Raw genomic sequence first — 23,403 nt, 5'->3', positions numbered from 1 at the left:
GGCCGGGGATCTTACCCCCCGGGGATGAATGGTCAAACGCGGGCACGCCTCCACCACCCCCGTTCCCCTCCCCCGACGGGGTAATTCGGTCGAGCGCCGCGGTCCCCCACCCCTACAGTGACCGGCCGGGCCAGGCACGTCACCGGGGGCGGGAATCCATGCGCACGCACTATCCGAGGACACCGCATCTGCCCTGGTCACCGGGGGCCACCTCGGACGACGTACGGCTCACCGGCCGCACGGACCTCGCCGGACTCACCGGCTCCGAGGTCGTGGTCACCGAGAAGATGGACGGCGAGAACACCACGCTCTACGCCGACGGGCTGCACGCCCGCTCGCTCGACTCGGCGCACCACCCCTCCCGGGCCCGGGTCAAGGCGCTCCAGGGCCGCGTCGGCCCCCGCATCCCGGCGGGATGGCGGATCTGCGGCGAGAACGTGTTCGCCCGGCACTCCATCCCGTACGACGACCTGGCGGGCCACTTCTACGGCTTCTCCGTCTGGGACGGGGACACCTGCCTGGGGTGGGACCGGACCGTGGCGTTCCTGCACGGGCTCGGCATCCCGGCCCCGCCGGTGCTGTGGCGCGGGGTGTTCGACGCCCGCGCGGAACGGACGCTGCGCGCGCTGCGCCTGGACACCGGACGCCAGGAGGGTTACGTCGTCCGCCCCGCCGGGAGCTTTCCGGCCGCCGAGTTCGGGCGGCGGGTGGCCAAGTGGGTGCGGCCGGGCCACGTCGTCACGGACACGCACTGGATGCACGCGGCGGTGGTGGAGAACGCGCTGGGCCCGTCCGCCGCGCTCTGGGACGTGCGCTCGGGCGCCCCGGTCGACCCGGTGGCGCTCGGCGTCGCCGTCGGCACCGGACCGGGCACCGACGGACCGGGCCACGCACCGGCAGACGCGTCCGCCGCCGCTTCGGCCGGGGCCGGTGACGCACCCGCCGCCCTCGCGGCGGCCGACGCCCTGGACACGATGGGCCTCACCGGCGACGACCGGCTGTCCGGGGTGCTGGCCGCCCTGCTGCACCGCACCCGGCGCGCGGCGCTGGCCCCCGCGCTGGCCGGCCCGCTCGGCATGCCGCTCGCCCGCCGCGTCGCGGACCTGGTGGGGCTGGCCCCCTCGCTGCACCGCCCGTACCCGGACGAGGAGCGGCGCGGCGGACTGGCGCGGATGTCGCGCGCCGCCCGGCTGCCGGTGCTGCACGCGGTGGCCGGCGCCCTGGCCGCGAGCCCGGAGGCCCGCGAGCAGGTGGAGTGGTCGCGACTGCACGCCGAGGAGGTGGGCGAGCCGGCCGGGCTCCGGGAGGCGTTCGCGGAGCTGGAGCCGGCCGCCGCGGACCGCTGCCTGGCGCAGGCCCGTCAGGCGTACGCGCTGGGCCGGATCAGCACCGCGGAGGAGGCGGTGGCCGCGACCTGGCGGTGGCGGGACGGGAACTTCCCCCGCCTGATCCACCTGGTCGGCCCGTCGGGCAGCGGCAAGAGCACCTTCGGCCGCGCCCTGCCGGGCACCGACACCTATATATCCCTCGACGACCTGCGCCTCGCCCGTGGCTCGCGCGCCGACCAGAGCGCCAACGCGGACGTCCTGCGCGAGGGGCTGCGGCGGCTGGACGCGGCCCTGGTCCCCGGCGCCACCGTGGTCTGGGACGCCACCTCGCTCAACCCGCACCAGCGCAACCCGGTGCACGCGGTCGCCGACCGCCGGGACGCGCTGCTCACCCACACCGTGGCCTGGACCGGCGAGGACGAACTGACCGCGCGCAACGCCCGCCGCACCCACCCGGTGCCCCCGGAGGTACTGGCCTCCCAGCTGCGCCGGTTCGTCCCCCCGTACCCGGGCCAGGCGCACCGCACCTGGTACATCGGCAGCAGCACAACCGTGGAGGACCGGGCCTGATGCGCACGAGCGAGGACATCTACCACCGGGTCCGCTGGGACCCCCGGTTCGACCCGGCCCGCTTCGTCCTGGGCGTCGCCCAGCGCGGCCGGGACCCCAAGCGGGTGCCGCTGGAACGGTTCACCCCGGGCGGGGACATCCCCTGGCACCGGGTGCTGTTCTTCGAGGCCGACGGCGAGGTGGTGTGGGACCGGTCCACGGGCACCGACCGGATCGACGCGACGGACGCGGGCCGGATACGCACGCCGCGCAGGCTCCCGTCCCCTTACTTCACGTCCCGCACCCCGCACGTGTACTCCCCTTCTACTGGCAGCTGGGAACCGACACCTTCTACAGAGACCTGGGAACCGGCACCGGCCGGGCAGGCGAGCCGGGCCGATGCCGGTTCCGTGACCGTGCTGACCTGGAACACCCTCTGGGACCGGTACGACGCCGACCGGATCGACACGGCCCGCCGCCGCCCCCTGCTGCTCGACGCACTGCACGCGGCGGACGCGGACGTCATCGCGCTCCAGGAGGCGGAGCCCGCGCTGCTGGATCTGCTGCTGGGGAGCGGCTGGGTGCGCGACGGATACACGCTCGCCACGGAACCGGCGGGCCGGGACGTGGCGGACTGCGGTCTGCTGCTGCTCAGCCGGCTCCCCGTACGCGAGGCGGGGCTGCACGTCCTCGGCCCGCACAAGGCGGTGGCGGCAGCCGTGGTGGAGACGGCCGACGGCTGCCCGGTCACGGTGGCCGTGACTCACCTCAGCAGCGACCACTCCCCCGCAGGTGCGGCCCGCCGCGACAGCGAACTGGCCGATCTGGCAACGGGGTTGGCCGGTGTCGAGGGCGAGGTGCTGCTCGTAGGGGACTTCAACGACGGCGGCGACCGCCCGCAGACCCGGCTGGCGATGACGGACGCGTGGCACCAGGTCCACGGCCCCGCCGACGCGACCCCGACCTTCGACCCGTCCGCGAACCCCCTGGCGGCCGTCTCCTCCCTCTCCGGCCGCGCCTCCCGGCTGGACCGGGTGCTGCTGCGCACGGACCGGCTGCGGGCGCGGACGGCGGAGCTGACCGGCGACGCCCCGGGCCCGGAGGGTCTCTACATCTCCGACCACTACGGGGTACGGGTGGAGCTGGGCCCGCCGGTACCAGCGGCAACCGACGGACTCGCGGAACGGGTCGCCGCCGCCCTCCCAGGCGCCCGGGTCCACGTCGTCGGCTCCCGGCGCATGGGCTGCGCGCTGCCGGACGCGGACCTGGACCTGGTGGCCGCGCTGCCCGGCGCACCCGGTCCGGCGGAGCTGCGGCAACGGCTGGCCGCCACGCTCCCCGAGGCCCGGGACGTGCGCGAGGTGACGGGCGCCCGGGTGCCCGGCCTGCGCCTCCGCCTGGACGGGCTGAGCATCGACCTGGTCACGGTGGCGACGGGGTCGCTCTCCCCGGCCGACGCGGTCGCCCACCGCGCAGAACTGGGCGAGGCGGCGGCGACCGCGCTGAGCGCGGTGAGCGACGCGGCGGCGGTACTCGCGGCGGCGGAACCCCACGGGGCGGCCTTCGCGTCCCTCGCCCGGGACGCCAAGGCCTGGGCGCGGGCCCGGGGCCTGGACTCCGCACCCTGCGGCGGGCTGCCAGGCCTGGCCTGGGCCGTCCTCGCCGCCCGTACCGCGCACGAGTCGGGCGACCTGCCGCCCCTCGTACTGCTCCGGCGCTTCTTCGCGACCTGGGCGGCGTGGGACTGGGACGAGCCGGTGGGCGGGGCTGCGGCGACCGGCGACCCGGTCACGGTGCTGACCCCCACCGCTCCGGTACGTTCCTGCACCACGCAGGTCTCGGCTGCCGGCCGCGATCTCCTCGCCGCCGAGCTGTACCGCGCCTGGGAAATCCTGGAGTCGGCGGAGGACGGTGACGACCCCCGTCCCCTTCTCTGCGCCCCGCCCGCGCTGCGGGACGGCCACACCTCCTGGGCCCTCGCCTCCGCACACCCCGGCCCGGAAGAGGGCCGACTGCGCGGCAGGCTCCTCGCCCTGACCGCCGCCCTCGCCGAGGCGGGCGCCGCCGACTGCCGCGTCTGGCCGCACCCGGTCACGGCCGACGGCCGCACGGGGTACGCGATCGGCCTGGGCGCGACCCCGCCGGACGGGCCACGTCTCGCGGAGATCGGGGCGGAGCTGCTGCGCGGAATCCGGGACGCGTCGCTGGCGCCGGTGGGGCTGCCCGCGCTGCGATCGAGCGGGGACGCGGCATTCGCGGACGGGGCCGCCTGAAAACGGCTGCGCTCCCGCGCCGGGCCCGAGGCGGGCCTACGTAAGGGGGGTCAGCGGCCGGAGGCGTACGGAACGAAGCCCGCCCAAGCGCCCGCCGCGAAGGAGAGACGTGGCCCCGGCAGGTTCTTGGAATCGCGCACGTGCACTGTGCCGGGGGTGGCGGCGACCTCGACGCAAGAGTCCCCCTCGCTGCTGCTGCTGTAGCTGCTCTTGAACCAGTCCAGCTCGGAAGCGCCCCCGGCAGAGGTCTCGCTGCTCATGTCTCTCCCCGCAGTTGCTCGATGAAGGCCAGCGACTCTCCTGGCGGGAGAGCCTGGGCCCGGATCATCCCACAGCGCAGCTCAAGGATTCGGAGCTGCTTCGGATCGAACACCGGCCGACCTGCGAAGGCGCCATCCGACCGCCCCACCGCAGTGCCATCCTCGAACTTCAATACCTCAACCCCGCCGTCCATTCCGGCGTGGTCCTCGCAGCTTGTCGGCATCACCTGAATCTCGACATTCCGCAACTGTCCGATCTCCAGCAGCCGTTCGAGCTGTCGACGCAACACCAGTGTCCCCCCAATAGGACGACGCAGGGTCACCTCCTCCTGCACGAAGCTGAGCGTGGGAGCGGGCGACCTCTCGAAAATGCGCTGCCTGGCCATCCGCGCGGCCAACACCCGCTCCACTTCTTCCTCCGAGTACGCGGGTCGCCTCATCTCGAACAGGGCCCGCGCATATTCCGGCGTCTGCAACAGGCCGTGGATGTTGTGGTTGCTGTACAACCCCATCTCAACCGCCCGCTCCTCCATTTTCGCCAGCTCCCGGACCTTCTTCGGGTACCGCACCTCCGCCAGATCCCGCTTCATCGCGGCGAGCTTGCCGCCCGCGCCCACCAAGTCGTCCGCCCGGTCCAGGAACTCGGGCCGGGGGATACGGCGCCCGCCCTCGACCTTGTAGACCAGGTCCTCCCCGTAACCGAGCGCCGCCCCGAACTCGGCGGCCCGCATCCCGGCCGCTTCCCGCCAGGCCTTGATCTGGCGGCCCACGGCGGCAACGACCGCGACGCCGGACTCGTCATCGGGATCGACGTCCCAACCGGGCTCGTCCGCGCCGCCGCCCTGCTCCGTACCGGTCCCGTCCACACTCATCCGTGCCCCACTTCCGACGTGCGTGCCGTTCTTCCTCAACCGCCTCTGTTCCCTGCACGTCACTCCGGACAGCCGGGACAGCGCTGGACAAGCCCGGGACAATCACCGTACGCAAGGGCTTCGTCACTGGGCAGAGTACGCAGGAACGGCCACGCTGAGTGACGTGAACCAGAAAACCGCCGCCCCCCAACACCCCACCCGCGAGCGCACGTTCACCGTGCGGCTCTCCCCCACCCGCCGGGGCGCCCGGCTCGCCCGCCTCCTCGCTGTGGCCCACCTCGGGCTCTGGGGCCTGCCGTCCGAGGCGGCCGCGCACATCGTCGCGGAGCTCGCCGCCAACGCCACGGTCCACGGCCGCGTGCCGGGCCGGGACTTCCAACTGCGCCTCGCCGTGGACACGGCCGATCGGCTGCGGATCGAGGTCACCGACACCCGCGGGGACCGCCTGCCCGTCGCGGCGATCCCGGAGCCGTACGCGGAGAGCGGGCGCGGTCTGCTCATCGTCGAGGCCCTCGCCGACCGCTGGGGCATCGTCCCGGGCCCGGTCCCGCGCAAGACGGTCTGGGCGGAGCTCGACCTCGTACCGTGACCGAACCCACCGGGTCGCGGGCGCCCACGACCCCATCGGCCACGACCCGGTGAGCCGCGACGCGGCCGGCCACGACGCCTAAAGGCTTTTAAAGAACTCGGGAAAACAACCCACCCAAACCCCACCCGACCCCGTCCTGACCTGCGTCACTCACACGGGTGACATATGACAACTGAGCTGGATTTGGCCCGGGTTGGCTGGCATATGCTCGCCGCGACAACCACAGAACGAGACGGCCCCCGGCGAGACGCGAATCTCAACCAGGGGCCTGACCACGAGGAAGTAGAGATCTTCCCGATGGATACCCAGCAGGTTATCGCGCCTCCGTGCGCCCCGCCCGGCTCCCCCGGCACCCGGCCCGACGTCACGCCGACATCCGGCGTCATCCACGTCAACACCCGCCACGCCTCCGGCTTCACGGTCATCGGCAACCACCTCGCCCAGCACCACGAGCTGTCCCTCGTCGCGATCGGCCTCGCCGCGCACATCCAGTCGCTGCCCGCCGGGGCGAAGGTCGGCATCAAGGTGCTCACCGACCGATTCCCGGAGAGCGAGGCCCGTATCACGGCCGCCCTGCACGAGCTGGAAGCGGAGGGCTACCTGCATCGCAGCCGCGTACGCCTCCCCAGCGGACGCATGGTCACGCGCACGGTGTCGTACAACCAGCCCGGCGCCAAGCCGTCCACGACGACCGCTCCAAAGACCCGGCCCCGACCCCGTAAATCGCCGACGACACCCGCCGCCCCACCACCACGCGAGGCCGCCACCCCACCCGCGCCGCCTGCCCCCGTCCACGTACCGCCGCCCACCGCGCCCAGGACTCCGCCCCAACCGCTCCCCCAGCCGCACGCACCCACCGGGGAACTGCACCGGACCGCCTCCGCGTTCCTGGCCGACCTACGCCGTCACGCGCCCCAACTCACGCTCACCGAGGGCGACATCGCGACCCTCACGCCCGGCATCGCCACCTGGCTCGAACGCGACAGCCACCCCGACACCATCCGCCACGCGCTCACCACCGACCTCCCGATCCCCGTCAAGCACCCCGCGAAGCTCCTGCGCCACCGCATCACGACCCTCCTGCCACCCCCGCTCCCCGGCGCGGCCGACCTCACCCCGCCCCGCCGCAAGGTCCTCGTCATCCCGCTCCAGAACTGCGACACCTGCGAACGCGCCTTCCGCGCCACAGGGCCAGGGCACTGCCGCGACTGCCGAACCGAAGAACCGGCCGTCACACACAGCGCCACCGCGTAACACCCATCCGCCCTCAGCCCCGAACGGACCTGCATGGTCAGCTCGCCCCACGAGGCGATGCACCGCATCTTCCAGGAGTACCCGGGCCTCTTCTCCCGCGTCTCCGAAGTGCTCGGCGTCGACCTCCCACAGCCCACCTCGGCCACCGTCCTGCCGACCGACCTCACCGAGGCCAAACCCGTCGAACGCCGAGTCGACACCCTCCTGCGCATCGAGACAGAGACCGACGGACCCTTCCTCCTCGCCATCGAGGCCCAGGGCAAGAAGGACCGGCGCAAGACGACCAGCTGGCCCTACTACGTCAGCTATCTGCACAACAGATACGACGGGCTGCCCGTCCTCCTCCTGGTCGTCTGCCAGGACCACGCCACCGCCGAATGGGCCGCCCGCCCCCTCACCATCGGCCTCCCCCAATGGCCGACCCTCACCCTCAACCCCCTCGTCGCGGGCCCCCACAACCTGCCCGTCATCACCAACGTGGCCGAAGCCCGCAAGGACCTCGCACTCGCCACCCTCGCCGCCATCACACACGCCGACAATCCGGACGTCGGTGCCATACTGAAAACGCTCTCCGCCGCGCTGCGCGAAGCACCGGAGGACGTCGCAGACCCCATCGTCGAACTCACCGCACAGGGCCTGGGCAATCGCCCGGCCGCACAACAGTGGAGGAACCTGGTGGCCGTGGATACCTCTTTCTACAAGTCCTTCATGTCAGAAGAAATCCGGGACGAAGGCCGAGCTGAAGGGCGGGCGGAAGGCCGGGCGGAAGGCCTCCTCCTGATCCTCCAGGCGCGCGGCATCGCCCTCACCGACGAGACCCGCGAAAAGATCAGCACCTGCACCGACCCCCAGCTCCTGCACCGGTGGCTCAACCGAGCCACCACCGCCACCACCGTCGAGGACGTCTTCACCGAGGACCACTGACCCCCGGCCCTCGAACACCGAGGGCCTGCGTCCGTATACGCACGCTCTCCGGTCGGCCCCCGCAAGGGCCGGGGCCGACCGCCCTCATCCTGCTCAGGCCTCAGGCCTCACGCCGCCAGATCTCGCTCCACCGCTCGGCCCGAGCCCGACAGACATTGCTGTTCGCAGCGGTCCGCTCCGCACCGAGACTCACCCCGCACCGCGCACACAGCCGGTGCACGTAGCACTCGGATCTCCAGCGAGTCGTCGCCCCGGCCCTGCCGCAGACAAGGCACCACGAGGACGCTGCCGTTGGCAGTACGACCGAGCCGAGTACGCGTTCCACCACTACCGAAAGCGGTTCGTCGGGATGGAACTCCGGATTGGGGCAGTAGGCCGGCATCCCCGACGAAGCCCGCCCCGCGTCCCGCCAGCTGCCATCGCTCTGGGGGCGGCGCACTCCCGCGGCCTTCTCCTGCCGACGGCGTGCCACGAACACGGCCTCGTCCGCCAGCCAGTGCCGGCGGGCCGCATCGAGCTCCTCCACCGCACGGATCAGCGAGGCCGGATCCTTCTCCAGGTCACGGGGAATCCGGGCGCTACGACACAGGTGGTGGTACGTGGCGCGAAAGCCATAGGGCGCGAAGGTGACCAGACAGGTCCGGAGCGCGGAGTGACGAGCGCGAACGGTCCGGCCCGTGTCGTGCACGCGCCGACGATGAGTCTCAAAGCTCGCCATCCACGTGAGAGTACGGTCGCGCCCAGCAGCCCCGCATCCGAATACCGATGCGAAGAACTGAGAAGCGCCGGGGCGCCGGGCGCCCTATACGATGCCCGGCGGGACAGGGTGCGTAGCGCAGTGGTTGTCGCGCCTTCACATCATGTGGGAGGACACCGGTTCGAATCCGGTCCGCCCCGTCCCACCTGCGCTTCCCGACCCCGCCTCTGACACAATCCCGCCATGCATGTACGTACCACTCAAGGCTGGGCGCTGCGCCCCGCCACCCCCGGGGATCTTGAGGCCATAGCCGAGATCCGGGCGGTCGTGATGCGCCCGGATCTCGTCCGGCTGGGGCGCTACGACGAACACCGGGTGCGCCAGCGGCTGCGGGACTCCTATCTGCCGGAGTACACCTCGATCATCGTCGTGGACGGACGCTTCGGCGGCAGTGTCACCCTCCGGCCCGTCGAGGACGGCTGGTGCCTGGAGAACTTCTTCCTCGCCGAGGGCCTCCAGGGCGCGGGCATCGGCTCGGCGGTGCTGCGCGAGCTGCTGGCCCGTACCGACGCCGAAGGGGCCACCGTCCGGCTCAACGTGCTCCAGGGCAGCGCGGCCCGGAGGCTGTACGAGCGGCACGGGTTCGCCCTGGAGCGCGAGGACCCGGTCGACGTGTTCATGGTGCGGCGGCCGCCGGTACCCACTCCGTGAACACAAAGCAGAAGGGCCCCCTCCCACCGCTTGCGCGATGGGAGGGGGCCCTTCTCGGTGCTCTGTGCGGAGCTACCAGGTCAGACGCTCAAGGACTTACTTGAGGATCTTGGTGACCTGGCCGGCGCCCACGGTCCGGCCACCCTCACGGATGGCGAACTTCAGGCCCTCTTCCATGGCGACCGGCTGGATCAGCGCGACGTTCATGAGGGTGTTGTCACCCGGCATGACCATCTCGGTGCCCTCGGGAAGGGTCACAACGCCCGTCACGTCCGTGGTACGGAAGTAGAACTGCGGGCGGTAGTTGTTGAAGAAGGGGGTGTGACGGCCACCCTCGTCCTTCGACAGGATGTAGGACTGGGCCTCGAACTCGGTGTGCGGCGTGACCGAACCGGGCTTGATGATGACCTGGCCGCGCTCGACGTCCTCGCGCTTGATGCCACGGAGGAGCAGACCGACGTTCTCACCGGCCTGGCCCTCATCGAGCAGCTTGCGGAACATCTCGATGCCGGTGACCGTGGTGGTGGTCTTCTCGGTCTTGATACCGACGATGTCGACGGTCTCGTTGACCTTGAGGACACCACGCTCGATACGACCGGTGACGACGGTGCCACGACCGGTGATCGTGAAGACGTCCTCGATCGGCATCAGGAACGGCTTCTCGACGTCACGCTCGGGCTGCGGGATGGACTCGTCGACGGCCTTCATCAGGTCGAGGACGGTCTGGCCCCACTCCTTGTCACCCTCAAGAGCCTTGAGCGCCGAGACCTTGACGACCGGAAGGTCGTCGCCCGGGAACTCGTACTCGGAGAGGAGCTCACGGACCTCGAGCTCGACGAGCTCCAGGATCTCCTCGTCGTCCACCATGTCGGCCTTGTTCAGCGCGACGACGATGTACGGAACGCCGACCTGGCGGGCCAGGAGCACGTGCTCCTTGGTCTGCGGCATCGGGCCGTCGGTCGCGGCGACGACGAGGATGGCGCCGTCCATCTGCGCCGCACCCGTGATCATGTTCTTGATGTAGTCAGCGTGACCGGGGCAGTCGACGTGCGCGTAGTGACGCGACTCCGTCTGGTACTCGACGTGCGCGATCGAGATGGTGATACCGCGCTGGCGCTCTTCGGGAGCCTTGTCGATCTGGTCGAAGGCCGAGGCCTCGTTCAGGTCCGGGTACGCGTCGTGCAGCACCTTGGTAATGGCGGCCGTGAGGGTCGTCTTACCGTGGTCAATGTGACCGATGGTGCCGATGTTGACGTGCGGCTTAGTCCGCTCGAACTTTGCCTTCGCCACTGGGTCCTCCTGCGGAGTGGTTCTGTACGCCTTGCTTCATCGGCGCCAGGTGATCTTTGCTGGGATGCCGGGACCCGGGGGCATTCGGCACAGTGCTTGCGCGCTGTGCCGAATGCCCCACCGGGCTCCGGTGACAAGCCTAAAGCGTGAGCTCGGGAGAGTTACTCGCCCTTGGCCTTCGCGATGATCTCCTCGGCGACGTTCCGCGGAACCTCGGCGTAGGAGTCGAACTGCATCGAGTAGCTTGCGCGACCCGAGGTCTTGCTGCGGAGGTCTCCGACGTAGCCGAACATCTCCGAGAGGGGCACGAGGCCCTTCACGACGCGAGCGCCGCTGCGCTCCTCCATGGCCTGGATCTGGCCACGGCGGGAGTTGAGGTCGCCGATCACATCGCCCATGTAGTCCTCGGGCGTGGTGACCTCGACGGACATCATCGGCTCCATGAGCACGGGGGACGCCCTGCGGGCACCCTCCTTGAACGCCTGCGAACCGGCGATCTTGAAGGCCAGCTCCGAGGAGTCGACCTCGTGGTAACCACCGTCGAGAAGGGTGACGCGGACGCCCACCATCTCGTAGCCGGCCAGGATGCCGAACTGCATGGCTTCCTGGGCACCCGCGTCCACCGAGGGGATGTACTCCCGGGGGATGCGGCCACCGGTGACCTTGTTGACGAACTCGTACGACGCGTCGCCGCCCTCGATGGGCTCGATGGCGATCTGCACCTTCGCGAACTGGCCGGTACCACCAGTCTGCTTCTTGTGCGTGAAGTCGATACGGTCGACGGCCTTGCGGATCGTCTCGCGGTACGCGACCTGCGGCTTGCCGACGTTCGCCTCGACGCGGAACTCGCGCTTCATGCGGTCGACGAGCACCTCGAGGTGAAGCTCGCCCATACCACCGATGATGGTCTGGCCGGTCTCCTCGTCGGAGTGCACCTGGAAGGAGGGGTCCTCCTCGGAGAGGCGCTGGATGGCGACACCCAGCTTCTCCTGGTCGCCCTTGGACTTCGGCTCGATGGCGACCTCGATGACCGGTGCCGGGAAGTCCATGGACTCCAGGATCACCGGGTTCTTGTCGTCACAGAGCGTCTCACCGGTCGTGGTCTGCTTGAGCCCCATGACAGCGATGATGTCGCCCGCGCCCACCGACGCGATCTCCTCACGCTTGTTCGCGTGCATGCGGTAGATCTTGCCGATGCGCTCCTTCTTGCCCTTGACCGAGTTCAGCACCGCGGTGCCGGCCTCAAGGCGACCGGAGTAGATCCGGACGAAGGTGAGCTTTCCGAGGTGCGGGTCGCTCGCGATCTTGAACGCCAGGCCGGAGAACGGCTCGTCGTCCGAAGGCTTGCGCTCGATGACCTTCTCGGGGTCCTTGACGTCGTGGCCCTCGATGGCCTCGACGTCCAGGGGGGAGGGCAGGTAACGGACGACCGCGTCGAGCAGGGGCTGGACGCCCTTGTTCTTGAACGCGGTGCCACAGAACACCGGGGTGACCGTGACGGAGTCGGCAGTGCCCTTCGACGCGAGGGTGATCCGGCGGATCGCCTCGTGCAGCTGGTCCTGGGTGGGCTCGACGCCCTCCAGGTACAGCTCCATCATCTCGTCGTCGTTCTCGGAGACGGCCTCAAGGAGCTTGCCGCGCCATTCCTCGGCAGCTTCCTTGTGGGTGTCCGGGATCTCGACCGTGTCGTACATCTCGCCCTTGGCGGCCTCTTCGGGCCACACGAAGGCCTTCATCGACACGAGGTCGACGACGCCCTTGAAGTCGGCCTCTGCGCCGATGGGGAGCTGCATGACGAGCGGGACGGCACCGAGGCGGTCGACGATCATGTCGACACAGCGGTGGAACTCCGCGCCCGTGCGGTCGAGCTTGTTGACGAAGCAGATACGCGGCACGCCGTAGCGGTCCGCCTGACGCCAGACGGTCTCGGACTGGGGCTCGACGCCGGCCACACCGTCGAACACGGTGACAGCGCCGTCGAGGACGCGGAGCGAACGCTCCACCTCGACGGTGAAGTCGACGTGACCCGGGGTGTCGATGATGTTGATCGTGTGGTCAACATCATTGAGCGGCCAGTGGCAGGTCGTCGCGGCAGACGTGATCGTGATGCCGCGCTCCTGCTCCTGCTCCATCCAGTCCATCGTGGCAGCGCCGTCGTGGACTTCACCGATCTTGTACGAAACGCCGGTGTAGAAGAGGATCCGCTCGGTGGTGGTCGTCTTGCCCGCGTCGATGTGGGCCATGATCCCAATGTTGCGGACCTTGGCCAGGTCAAGCGAAGTGGTGGCCATAAGGCTCAATCTTCTCTCGGTCTCGATGGGGTAAGCGACTACCAGCGGTAGTGCGCGAAGGCCTTGTTCGACTCGGCCATCTTGTGGGTGTCCTCGCGCTTCTTGACGGCAGCGCCAAGACCGTTGGAGGCGTCGAGCAGCTCGTTCATGAGCCGCTCGGTCATCGTCTTCTCGCGACGGGCACGGGAGTAACCGACGACCCAGCGCAGCGCGAGGGTGGCGGCGCGACCGGGCTTGACCTCGATCGGCACCTGGTAGGTGGCGCCACCGACACGGCGGGACTTGACCTCGAGCGAGGGCTTGACGTTCTCAAGCGCGCGCTTCAGCGTGATGACCGGGTCAGCGCCGGTCTTCTCGCGGAGGCCTTCCATGGCGCCGTACACGATCCGCTCGGCGGTGGAACGCTTGCCGTTGAGCAGGATCTTGTTGATCAGCGAGGTGACAAGAGGAGAACCATAGACCGGGTCAATGATGACCGGGCGCTTCGGGGCGGGGCCCTTACGAGGCATTCTTACTTCTCCTTCTTGGCGCCGTAGCGGCTGCGGGCCTGCTTGCGGTTCTTGACACCCTGGGTGTCAAGGGAGCCGCGGATGATCTTGTAACGAACACCCGGCAGGTCCTTCACACGGCCACCACGCACGAGCACGATGGAGTGCTCCTGCAGGTTGTGTCCCTCACCCGGGATGTAGGCCGTGACCTCGATGCCGGAGGTCAGACGCACACGTGCGACCTTCCGGAGCGCGGAGTTCGGCTTCTTCGGGGTGGTCGTGAACACACGCGTGCAGACGCCGCGGCGCTGGGGAGAACCCTCGAGCGCGGGCGTCTTGTTCTTCTCGACCTTGTCCTGCCGGCCCTTCCGGACCAGCTGCTGAATCGTAGGCACTACTTCTCCGGTTTCTGTGTGCCGTCGGTGAAACTAACCTGGAACAACTCCGACCCACGCGGTCGGGTGTGTCGGATACTGCGGGTCACTGCCCTGAAGGCGGTTCATCCACAGATCACGGTGGCCAAAGACAAGCTCGCCGTGCGGTTGAGGACACGCACACGAGCCCAGGCACAACCCAGGCACAAGGTATGAGCGTACCTACCTCATCGACTTGGGTCAAAACAAATGCAGCGCCCCCGAAACGCCGGGGGGTCACGCCCTGCCACGCCGGGACCATGGGGCGCCGGGCCGGCCACCGCCGCACCTCACCGACGCACTCGGCCCGCGCCCGAGGCCGCGCACCACTCGGCCGACGCGAGACCGGGCCGAGGGGCGGACGCAGGCCGCGGGCGGGGCACGCGGATCAGTGCGGTCCGGCACAGAACCCGTGCGCGGACATCGCGTACCGGGCGCGACACATCAGACCAACAGCCCGGCACAGAGCAGCGCCAATGCGATCACCGCCACCCCTGCCGTCACGATCAGGAATATGCGCCGCCTCCTCGGGTTCCTGGGGACCGCGTCGACAAATTCGGATCGCCCGGGATTCAGCGGGTCGTAGATCACGCCCGCACCTTGAGGCACATAGGAGAGACCGAACCTCGTTATCGTAAACCGCTTTCGATCGGCAGTGACGTACGCGAAAACCACATCGATCTTGCCGTCTTTGGGGATGGATTTGCGGGCGACGGTGGCATAGCAGTGCACTCCGCGCGCACGCAGGGGAGACTGCAGGACGAAAGGGATTCCGAACACCAGAAGCGCCATGACGGAAATAATGAATATTACGCCGACGACAAAAAACGGCACCGATCCTCCAGGGCGATTTTTGGGGAAATGATCGCACAACACCCCAGCACGCAGCAACACTCTCAGCGAAAGGGCCGCAGGCACACATACACAAAAAGGGCCAAAATAATCGAAGGGAGCGCCGCCGTGCCAGCAGCAGAGGCACCCGGGTGATTCCAGGGCACCTGAACGATCCGGACCCCCTGAGAAACCCCGGAAGACCTCAAAGCGAGACCCGGCTTCCTGCCTGCACTATTCACAGACAAAGGCCTGGTCGCGGCACCGGGGAAACGCAGTCTTTTCCCCCTGTGCGTCAGCGCGATGACCGCACCGCAACGCCTCGTCTGCAATTGGCCGATCACCTCGGAGAATGCAAGCGAAAGTTGATGGGCTTCTCTCCGGGCTCGCCTGACATTCAGCAACCCTTTACCGATAACCGACCGGAGCGACCGGCAGCTCACGGACCACGAGGTCCGGCCGCCCGCGCCCAGGCGCGACCGGGAAACGCCGGAGGGCGGCCACCCCATGTACGGGGTGACCGCCCTCCGGTCGAATCAAGCGACTCGCTTACTGGTTGTACGGACCGTAGTCGTAGTCCTCCAGCGGAACGGCCTGGCCGGAGCCGGTGCCGAACGGCGAGTAGTCGATGTCGTCGTAGCCGACGGCCGAGTACATCGCGGCCTTGGCCTCCTCGGTGGGCTCGACCCGGATGTTGCGGTAGCGGGACAGACCCGTACCGGCCGGGATGAGCTTACCGATGATGACGTTCTCCTTGAGGCCGATCAGGGAGTCGGACTTGGCGTTGATCGCCGCGTCCGTCAGGACCCTGGTCGTCTCCTGGAAGGAAGCCGCGGACAGCCACGACTCCGTCGCCAGCGAGGCCTTGGTGATACCCATCAGCTGCGGACGGCCGGAGGCGGGGTGACCGCCCTCGGTGACCACACGACGGTTCTCGGTCTCGAACTTCGAGCGCTCGACGAGCTCGCCCGGCAGCAGTTCCGCGTCGCCGGACTCGATGATCGTCACGCGGCGGAGCATCTGCCGGATGATGATCTCGATGTGCTTGTCGTGGATCGACACGCCCTGCGAGTTGTAGACCTTCTGGACTTCGCCGACCAGGTGGACCTGGACCGCGCGCTGACCGAGGATCCGCAGCACGTCGTGCGGGTTGGTGGCACCCACGGTGAGCTTCTGGCCCACCTCGACGTGGTCGCCCTCGCCCACCAGCAGACGGGCACGCTTGGAGATCGGGAACGGGATCTCCTCGCTGCCGTCGTCCGGCGTCACGACGAGCTTCTTCGTCTTCTCGGTCTCCTCGATCCGGACCCGGCCCGCGGACTCCGAGATCGGGGCGACACCCTTCGGCGTACGGGCTTCGAAGAGCTCGACGACTCGGGGCAGACCCTGGGTGATGTCGTCACCGGCCACACCACCGGTGTGGAAGGTACGCATCGTCAGCTGGGTGCCGGGCTCACCGATGGACTGGGCGGCGATGATGCCGACCGCCTCACCGATGTCGACCAGCTTGCCGGTGGCGAGCGAGCGTCCGTAGCAGAAGGCACAGGTGCCGACCGCGGACTCACAGGTCAGGACCGAGCGGGTCTTGACCTCCTCGACGCCGGCGCCCACCAGGGCGTCGATCAGGACGTCACCGAGGTCGACGTTGGCAGGCGCGATGACCTTGCCGTCGATGACGACGTCCTCCGCGAGCATGCGGGCGTAGACCGAGGTCTCGACGTCCTCCGTCTTGCGGAGCACGCCGTCGGCGCCCTTGACCGCGATCTTCAGCTTGAGGCCGCGGTCGGTGCCGCAGTCCTCCTCGCGAATGATCACGTCCTGCGAGACGTCCACCAGACGACGGGTCAGGTAACCCGAGTCGGCGGTACGCAGGGCGGTGTCCGCCAGACCCTTACGGGCACCGTGCGTGGAGATGAAGTACTCCAGAACGGTGAGGCCCTCACGGAAGGACGCCTTGATGGGACGGGGAATCGTCTCGTTCTTGGCGTTGGACACCAGACCACGCATACCGGCGATCTGACGCATCTGCATCATGTTTCCTCGGGCACCCGAGTCAACCATCATGAAGATGGGGTTCGTCTTGGGGAAGTTCGCGTTCATCGCCTCGGCAACCTCGTTGGTCGCCTTGGTCCAGATCGCGATGAGCTCCTGCGTGCGCTCGTCCTTGGTGATCAGACCGCGCTCGTACTGCTTCTGGACCTTCTCGTCCTGGTCCTCGTAGCCCTTGACGATGGCCTTCTTGGCCTCGGGGACGACGATGTCCGCGACGGAGACGGTGACTCCGGAACGGGTGGCCCAGTGGAAGCCCGCCGCCTTCAGGTTGTCGAGCGTCGCCGCCACGATGACCTTGGGGTAGCGCTCGGCGAGGTCGTTGACGATCTCGGAGAGCTGCTTCTTGCCGACGGAGTAGTCGACGAACGGGTAGTCCTCGGGCAGCAGCTCGTTGAAGAGCGCGCGGCCCAGGGTCGTCCGCTGCCGGAAGGTGTCACCCGGCTGGTACTCGGGCTCGCCCTCCTCTGCGACCGGCGGCACCCAGCCACGCGGCGGGATGGTGCCCACCGGGAAGCGGATGTCGACGGACGACTGGAGCGCCAGCTCGCCGGTGTCGAACGCCATGATCGCCTCGGCCGTGGAGCCGAACGCACGGCCCTCGCCCTTGGTGTCACGGAGTTCACCGTCGGTGGTGAGGAAGAACAGACCCAGCACCATGTCCTGGGTCGGCATGGTGACGGGACGACCGTCGGCCGGCTTCAGGATGTTGTTCGAGGACAGCATCAGGATGCGGGCCTCGGCCTGCGCCTCCGCGGAGAGCGGCAGGTGCACGGCCATCTGGTCACCGTCGAAGTCCGCGTTGAACGCGGTGCAGACGAGCGGGTGGATCTGGATGGCCTTGCCCTCGACCAGCTGCGGCTCGAAGGCCTGGATGCCGAGACGGTGCAGCGTGGGCGCACGGTTCAGGAGAACCGGGTGCTCCGCGATGACCTCTTCCAGGACGTCGTACACGACCGTGCGGCCGCGCTCGACCATGCGCTTGGCCGACTTGATGTTCTGCGCGTGGTTCAGGTCCACCAGGCGCTTCATCACGAACGGCTTGAAGAGCTCCAGCGCCATGGCCTTCGGCAGACCGCACTGGTGCAGCTTGAGCTGCGGGCCGACGACGATCACGGAACGTGCGGAGTAGTCCACACGCTTACCGAGAAGGTTCTGACGGAATCGGCCCTGCTTGCCCTTCAGCATGTCGCTGAGGGACTTGAGCGGGCGGTTACCGGGACCGGTGACCGGGCGACCGCGGCGGCCGTTGTCGAACAGCGCGTCGACGGCCTCCTGCAGCATCCGCTTCTCGTTGTTCACGATGATCTCGGGGGCACCGAGGTCAAGGAGACGCTTGAGGCGGTTGTTGCGGTTGATCACACGGCGGTACAGGTCGTTCAGGTCGGAGGTCGCGAAGCGGCCACCGTCCAGCTGCACCATCGGACGCAGGTCCGGCGGGATGACCGGCACGCAGTCGAGCACCATGCCCTTGGGCTTGTTGCTGGTCTGCAGGAACGCGGAGACGACCTTGAGGCGCTTGAGCGCACGGGTCTTCTTCTGGCCCTTGCCGGTGCGGATGATCTCGCGGAGGCGCTCGGCCTCCTCGTCGAGGTCGAAGGACTCCAGGCGCTTCTGCAGGGCAGCGGCACCCATGCAGCCGTCGAAGTACGTGCCGAAGCGGTCACGCAGCTCGCGGTAGAGCAGCTCGTCGCCCTCCAGGTCCTGGACCTTGAGGTTCTTGAAGCGGCTCCACACCTCGTCGAGGCGGTCGATCTCGCGCTGCGCACGGTCGCGCAGCTGCTTCATCTCACGCTCGGCGCCTTCGCGCACCTTGCGGCGCACATCGGCCTTGGCGCCCTCGGCCTCCAGCTCGCCGAGGTCGGTCTCCAGCTTCTTGGCGCGGTTCTCCAGGTCGGAGTCGCGACGGTTCTCGACCTGCTGGCGCTCGACGGAGACGTGCGCCTCCAGCGACGGGAGGTCGCGGGTACGGCGCTCCTCGTCGACGAACGTGATCATGTACGCGGCGAAGTAGATGACCTTCTCAAGGTCCTTCGGCGCGAGGTCCAGCAGGTAGCCCAGTCGCGACGGGACGCCCTTGAAGTACCAGATGTGGGTGACGGGAGCGGCAAGCTCGATGTGGCCCATGCGCTCACGGCGCACCTTGGCGCGAGTGACCTCGACGCCACAGCGCTCACAGATGATGCCCTTGAAGCGGACACGCTTGTACTTGCCGCAGTAGCACTCCCAGTCCCGGGTCGGACCGAAGATCTTCTCGCAGAAGAGTCCGTCCTTTTCGGGCTTGAGCGTGCGGTAGTTGATGGTCTCCGGCTTCTTCACTTCGCCGTGGGACCAGGTCCGGATGTCGTCCGCGGTGGCAAGGCCGATCCGCAGCTCGTCGAAGAAGTTGACGTCGAGCACTTGTCGTCAATCCCTCTTTCGGGGGTTCGAGCCCCCTCGCGTCAACGCGAGAAATCGGGGCACTTCAGCAATGGTCTGAACGGGTCCGGGGAGAGCCGGCCGGATCACAGGGATCCGGCCGGCCAACCCGTCAGACCTCTTCGACGCTGCTCGGCTCGCGCCGGGACAGGTCGATACCGAGCTCCTCCGCCGCGCGGAAGACGTCCTCGTCCGTGTCGCGCATCTCGATGGACATGCCGTCCGAGGACAGCACCTCCACGTTGAGGCAGAGCGACTGCATTTCCTTGATGAGCACCTTGAAGGACTCGGGAATGCCGGGCTCGGGGATGTTCTCGCCCTTGACGATGGCCTCGTAGACCTTCACGCGGCCGGTCACGTCGTCGGACTTGATCGTCAGCAGCTCCTGGAGGGCGTATGCGGCGCCATAAGCCTCAAGCGCCCACACCTCCATTTCACCGAAGCGCTGTCCACCGAACTGGGCCTTACCACCCAGCGGCTGCTGGGTGATCATGGAGTACGGACCCGTCGAACGAGCGTGGAGCTTGTCGTCGACCAGGTGGTGGAGCTTGAGGATGTACATGAAGCCGACCGACACCGGCTCCGGGAACGGCTCGCCGGAGCGGCCGTCGAACAGGTTGGCCTTGCCCGAGGGCTGGACCAGCCGGTCCCCGTCGCGGTTCGGGATCGTGGCCTGGAAGAGGCCGGTGATCTCGTCCTCGCGGGCACCGTCGAAGACCGGGGTCGCGACGTTGGTGCCGGGGGCGACCTGGTCGGCGCCGATGAACTGCAGGCGCTTGGCCCACTCGTCACCGAGGCCGGAGACGTCCCAGCCGCGGCTGGCGAGCCAGCCGAGGTGGATCTCCAGGACCTGTCCCGGGTTCATTCGGGACGGGACACCCAGCGGGTTGAGGATGATGTCGACCGGGGTGCCGTCCTCCAGGAACGGCATGTCCTCGATCGGCAGGATCTTCGAGATGACGCCCTTGTTGCCGTGACGGCCGGCGAGCTTGTCACCATCGGTGATCTTGCGCTTCTGCGCGACGTAGACGCGGACCAGCTGGTTCACGCCCGGCGGCAGCTCGTCGCCCTCTTCGCGGTCGAAGACGCGGACGCCGATGACCTTGCCGATCTCACCGTGCGGCACCTTCAGCGAGGTGTCGCGCACTTCGCGCGCCTTCTCACCGAAGATCGCGCGGAGCAGGCGCTCCTCGGGGGTCAGCTCGGTCTCGCCCTTGGGCGTGACCTTGCCGACGAGGATGTCACCGGCGACGACCTCGGCACCGATCCGGATGATGCCGCGCTCGTCGAGGTCCGCGAGGACCTCTTCGGAGACGTTCGGGATGTCCCGGGTGATCTCCTCCGGGCCGAGCTTGGTGTCACGGGCGTCGACCTCGTGCTCCTCGATGTGGATCGAGGAGAGGACGTCGTCCTGCACGAGGCGCTGCGACAGGATGATCGCGTCCTCGTAGTTGTGACCCTCCCACGGCATGAACGCCACGAGCAGGTTCTTGCCCAGGGCCATCTCACCGTTCTCGGTGGCCGGACCGTCGGCGAGCACCTGGCCCTCGATGACCCGGTCGCCCTCGGAGACGACGACCTTCTGGTTGACCGAGGTGCCCTGGTTCGAGCGCATGAACTTCGCGATGCGGTACGTGGTGTACGTGCCGTCATCGTTGGTCACGGTGATGTAGTCCGCGGAGACCTCCTGGACCACACCGTCCTTCTCGGCCTTCAGTACGTCACCGGCGTCGGTGGCGCAGCGGTACTCCATGCCGGTGCCGACCAGCGGCGCCTCGGACTTGATGAGCGGCACCGCCTGACGCATCATGTTCGCGCCCATGAGGGCACGGTTGGCGTCGTCGTGCTCCAGGAACGGGATCATCGCGGTGGCGACGGACACCATCTGGCGCGGCGAGACGTCCATGTAGTCGACTTCGGTGCCGGGCACGTAGTCAACCTCTCCGCCACGACGGCGGACCAGGACGCGGGGCTCGGTGAAGCGCAGCTCGTCGGAGAGCGTCGCGTTCGCCTGGGCGATGACGTAACGGTCTTCCTCGTCGGCCGTGACGTAGTCGACCTCGTCGGTGACCTGGCCGTCGACGACCTTGCGGTACGGCGTCTCGATGAAGCCGAACGCGTTGACGCGGCCGTACGAGGCGAGCGAACCGATCAGACCGATGTTCGGGCCTTCAGGGGTTTCGATCGGGCACATGCGTCCGTAGTGGGACGGGTGCACGTCACGGACCTCGAAGCCGGCCCGCTCGCGGGAGAGACCACCCGGGCCAAGCGCCGACAGGCGGCGCTTGTGGGTGAGACCCGACAGCGGGTTGTTCTGGTCCATGAACTGCGACAGCTGGCTGGTGCCGAAGAACTCCTTGATGGAGGCGACGACCGGCCGGATGTTGATCAGGGTCTGCGGCGTGATCGCCTCGACGTCCTGGGTCGTCATCCGCTCACGCACGACGCGCTCCATACGAGCCAGACCCGTACGGACCTGGTTCTGGATGAGCTCGCCGACGTTGCGCAGACGACGGTTGCCGAAGTGGTCGATGTCGTCGGTCTCGACGACGATCGAACGGCCGGACTCGCCGACGGTCTCGGTCTCCCCGGCGTGCAGCTTCACCAGGTACTTGATGGTCGCGATGATGTCGTCGCTGGTGAGGACACCGGCGTCGAGCGGCTCATCCGCGCCGAGCTTCTTGTTCACCTTGTAGCGGCCGACCTTCGCGAGGTCGTAGCGCTTCGGGTTGAAGTAGAGGTTCTCGAGCAGCGTCTGAGCAGCTTCGCGGGTGGGCGGCTCGCCCGGACGCAGCTTGCGGTAGATGTCGAGCAGTGCGTCGTCCTGGCCCTGGGTGTGGTCCTTCTCCAGGGTGGCGCGCATCGACTCGTACTCGCCGAACTCCTCGAGGATCTGCTCGGTGGTCCAGCCGAGAGCCTTCAGGAGGACGGTGACGGACTGCTTGCGCTTGCGGTCGATGCGGACACCGACCATGTCGCGCTTGTCGATCTCCATCTCCAGCCAGGCACCCCGGGAAGGGATGATCTTGGCGGAGAAGATGTCCTTGTCGGACGTCTTGTCGATCGAGGAGTCGAAGTAGACACCCGGCGAGCGGACCAGCTGCGACACGACGACACGCTCGGTGCCGTTGATGACGAAGGTGCCCTTGTTGGTCATGAGCGGGAAATCGCCCATGAAGACCGTCTGGGACTTGATCTCGCCGGTCTCGTTGTTGGTGAACTCGGCCGTGACGAAGAGCGGAGCGGCGAACGTGAAGTCGCGCTCCTTGCACTCGTCGATCGAGTTCTTCGGGGGCTCGAAGCGGTGGTCGCGGAACGTAAGCGACATCGACCCGGAGAAGTCCTCGATCGGTGAGATCTCCTCGAAGATCTCCTCCAGGCCGGACTTGGTGGGGACGTCTTGTCCACTGTCCAGAGCAGCCTCGACGCGAGCCTTCCAGGCGGCGTTACCGAGGAGCCAGTCAAAGCTCTCGGTCTGCAGCGCGAGGAGGTTCGGAACCTCGAGGGGCTCCTTGATTTTTGCAAAAGAGATGCGCAGCGGGGCGGTGCTGGCGCCGTTGTTCGTATTCGCGGTCGAGGCGTTGCGCGAGGCGGCCAAGAGGGGGTCCTTCCGAGGGCTCGGACTCACTACGCGCGTACCGGTCCCAAACTGGACACATGGATAGATGTCCCTCTTCAGGGATGCTCAGTCCACGGTGCACAAGATGGGTATGCCCCTGGTGACGGGCAGGAGGCAGCTAACAGGCAGCGCAAAGGGTCAGTGTAGCCAAGAGGCACACTGATGTCCAGTCGGGGTTCTCAGAGACCCACGTTGCTCTCAACAGCTTGTTCTCAACACCTATGTCTAGCCGTGCATAGCCCTGCATGAGCTGCGCTCTTCTTTACTGCCCTCTTCGCCCTCGATCCATGCCTCGGATCCGGATCGATATGACGACGCGCCTTGAGAATTGCGCGCCTCGTGCGGTTCGTCAAGGCCCCCCAGCCGGTACGAGCCCCGGGGACCGGGGTACGCCGCCCCCGCGCGCCGTTCGCACTCCCCTCCGAGAGGCGCACGGCGAAGATCACCATACTCGTCAGCGCGGGAAGAGCAAGGCACTCCCACGGGTACGCCGAAAGGCGACCACCCGTACGGGTGATCGCCTTTCGTGATGTGACGTCCGCGCCTC

At 68.2% G+C, this 23,403-nt stretch carries 16 protein-coding genes; 6 read left to right on the top strand and 10 right to left on the bottom strand.

Annotation, left to right across the window (positions count from 1 at the left end):
• Positions 1-158 precede the first annotated feature (158 nt).
• Positions 159-1,898 (top strand): RNA ligase family protein, encoded by a 1,740-nt coding sequence (locus OG892_RS24340; RefSeq protein WP_371630279.1) that lies wholly within the window; start codon positions 159-161, stop codon positions 1,896-1,898.
• The gene (locus OG892_RS24335) at positions 1,898-4,150 is read left to right on the top strand and encodes a poly(A) polymerase (protein WP_371630278.1); all 2,253 of its coding nucleotides are present in this window, start codon (positions 1,898-1,900) and stop codon (positions 4,148-4,150) included. The genes OG892_RS24340 and OG892_RS24335 overlap by 1 nt, the downstream gene beginning before the upstream one ends.
• A gap of 50 nt (positions 4,151-4,200) precedes the next feature.
• On the opposite strand, the gene OG892_RS24330 is transcribed toward OG892_RS24335, so the two are convergent.
• Both OG892_RS24330 and OG892_RS24325 read right to left on the bottom strand, forming a co-directional pair.
• Positions 4,201-4,410 (bottom strand): DUF397 domain-containing protein, encoded by a 210-nt coding sequence (locus OG892_RS24330; RefSeq protein WP_073732679.1) that lies wholly within the window; start codon positions 4,408-4,410, stop codon positions 4,201-4,203.
• On the bottom strand, positions 4,407-5,282 hold the full coding sequence (locus OG892_RS24325) for a helix-turn-helix transcriptional regulator (protein ID WP_328865768.1): 876 nt from the start codon (positions 5,280-5,282) through the stop codon (positions 4,407-4,409). Before OG892_RS24325 ends, OG892_RS24330 begins: the two co-directional genes overlap by 4 nt.
• 163 nt (positions 5,283-5,445) lie before the next feature.
• Between OG892_RS24325 and OG892_RS24320 the strand changes: the two genes are divergently transcribed.
• The 3 genes from OG892_RS24320 to OG892_RS24310 all read left to right on the top strand — a co-directional run bounded on the left by OG892_RS24320 (position 5,446) and on the right by OG892_RS24310 (position 8,049).
• On the top strand, positions 5,446-5,871 hold the full coding sequence (locus tag OG892_RS24320; protein WP_073732681.1) for an ATP-binding protein: 426 nt from the start codon (positions 5,446-5,448) through the stop codon (positions 5,869-5,871).
• Between the two features lie 297 nt (positions 5,872-6,168).
• Entirely contained in the window at positions 6,169-7,125 is a 957-nt protein-coding gene (locus tag OG892_RS24315) for a helix-turn-helix domain-containing protein (protein WP_371630277.1), read from the top strand.
• Between the two features lie 33 nt (positions 7,126-7,158).
• Complete coding sequence (locus OG892_RS24310; protein WP_371630276.1) at positions 7,159-8,049, top strand: hypothetical protein; 891 nt, start codon at positions 7,159-7,161, stop codon at positions 8,047-8,049.
• 100 nt (positions 8,050-8,149) lie between these two features.
• Here OG892_RS24310 and OG892_RS24305 read toward each other — a convergent pair whose 3' ends face one another.
• The gene (locus OG892_RS24305; protein ID WP_371630275.1) at positions 8,150-8,767 is read right to left on the bottom strand and encodes a hypothetical protein; all 618 of its coding nucleotides are present in this window, start codon (positions 8,765-8,767) and stop codon (positions 8,150-8,152) included.
• 222 nt (positions 8,768-8,989) lie between these two features.
• On the opposite strand from OG892_RS24305, the gene OG892_RS24300 reads away from it, so the two are divergent.
• Positions 8,990-9,457 (top strand): N-acetyltransferase family protein, encoded by a 468-nt coding sequence (locus tag OG892_RS24300; protein WP_371630274.1) that lies wholly within the window; start codon positions 8,990-8,992, stop codon positions 9,455-9,457.
• A 96-nt stretch (positions 9,458-9,553) separates the two neighbouring features.
• Here the strand turns inward: OG892_RS24300 and tuf are convergent, their stop codons facing one another.
• The 7 genes from tuf to rpoB form a co-directional block, all read right to left on the bottom strand.
• Entirely contained in the window at positions 9,554-10,747 is a 1,194-nt protein-coding gene (gene tuf, locus OG892_RS24295) for an elongation factor Tu (RefSeq protein ID WP_073732686.1), read from the bottom strand.
• A 161-nt stretch (positions 10,748-10,908) separates the two neighbouring features.
• Positions 10,909-13,038 (bottom strand): elongation factor G, encoded by a 2,130-nt coding sequence (gene fusA, locus OG892_RS24290; RefSeq protein ID WP_073732687.1) that lies wholly within the window; start codon positions 13,036-13,038, stop codon positions 10,909-10,911.
• A gap of 38 nt (positions 13,039-13,076) precedes the next feature.
• The gene (gene rpsG / locus OG892_RS24285) at positions 13,077-13,547 is read right to left on the bottom strand and encodes a 30S ribosomal protein S7 (RefSeq protein WP_014047773.1); all 471 of its coding nucleotides are present in this window, start codon (positions 13,545-13,547) and stop codon (positions 13,077-13,079) included.
• A 2-nt stretch (positions 13,548-13,549) separates the two neighbouring features.
• Positions 13,550-13,921 carry a 30S ribosomal protein S12 gene (gene rpsL / locus OG892_RS24280; protein WP_003948652.1) on the bottom strand — a complete coding sequence of 124 codons (372 nt, stop codon included), beginning with the start codon at positions 13,919-13,921 and terminating at the stop codon, positions 13,550-13,552.
• Between the two features lie 462 nt (positions 13,922-14,383).
• The gene (locus OG892_RS24275; RefSeq protein WP_371630273.1) at positions 14,384-14,857 is read right to left on the bottom strand and encodes a hypothetical protein; all 474 of its coding nucleotides are present in this window, start codon (positions 14,855-14,857) and stop codon (positions 14,384-14,386) included.
• 462 nt (positions 14,858-15,319) lie between these two features.
• Positions 15,320-19,219 carry a DNA-directed RNA polymerase subunit beta' gene (locus tag OG892_RS24270; RefSeq protein ID WP_073732689.1) on the bottom strand — a complete coding sequence of 1,300 codons (3,900 nt, stop codon included), beginning with the start codon at positions 19,217-19,219 and terminating at the stop codon, positions 15,320-15,322.
• Between the two features lie 130 nt (positions 19,220-19,349).
• On the bottom strand, positions 19,350-22,835 hold the full coding sequence (gene rpoB / locus OG892_RS24265) for a DNA-directed RNA polymerase subunit beta (RefSeq protein ID WP_073732690.1): 3,486 nt from the start codon (positions 22,833-22,835) through the stop codon (positions 19,350-19,352).
• Between the last annotated feature and the right edge of the window lie 568 nt (positions 22,836-23,403).

The sequence above is a fragment of the Streptomyces sp. NBC_00341 genome, from assembly GCF_041435055.1.
Classification (GTDB): domain Bacteria; phylum Actinomycetota; class Actinomycetes; order Streptomycetales; family Streptomycetaceae; genus Streptomyces.
Note: the sequence above shows the minus strand (reverse complement) of the source record. Positions and strands in the feature narration are given on the sequence as shown.

Excerpts from the sequence above, each read along its gene's own strand:
- OG892_RS24340 (WP_371630279.1), top strand. The coding sequence starts at position 159 with ATGCGCACGCACTATCCGAGGACACCGCATCTGCCCTGGTCACCGGGG.
- OG892_RS24335 (WP_371630278.1), top strand. The coding sequence starts at position 1,898 with ATGCGCACGAGCGAGGACATCTACCACCGGGTCCGCTGGGACCCCCGG.
- OG892_RS24330 (WP_073732679.1), bottom strand. The coding sequence starts at position 4,410 with ATGAGCAGCGAGACCTCTGCCGGGGGCGCTTCCGAGCTGGACTGGTTC.
- OG892_RS24325 (WP_328865768.1), bottom strand. The coding sequence starts at position 5,282 with ATGAGTGTGGACGGGACCGGTACGGAGCAGGGCGGCGGCGCGGACGAG.
- OG892_RS24315 (WP_371630277.1), top strand. The coding sequence starts at position 6,169 with ATGGATACCCAGCAGGTTATCGCGCCTCCGTGCGCCCCGCCCGGCTCC.
- OG892_RS24310 (WP_371630276.1), top strand. The coding sequence starts at position 7,159 with ATGGTCAGCTCGCCCCACGAGGCGATGCACCGCATCTTCCAGGAGTAC.
- OG892_RS24305 (WP_371630275.1), bottom strand. The coding sequence starts at position 8,767 with ATGGCGAGCTTTGAGACTCATCGTCGGCGCGTGCACGACACGGGCCGG.
- OG892_RS24300 (WP_371630274.1), top strand. The coding sequence starts at position 8,990 with ATGCATGTACGTACCACTCAAGGCTGGGCGCTGCGCCCCGCCACCCCC.
- fusA (WP_073732687.1), bottom strand. The coding sequence starts at position 13,038 with ATGGCCACCACTTCGCTTGACCTGGCCAAGGTCCGCAACATTGGGATC.
- rpsG (WP_014047773.1), bottom strand. The coding sequence starts at position 13,547 with ATGCCTCGTAAGGGCCCCGCCCCGAAGCGCCCGGTCATCATTGACCCG.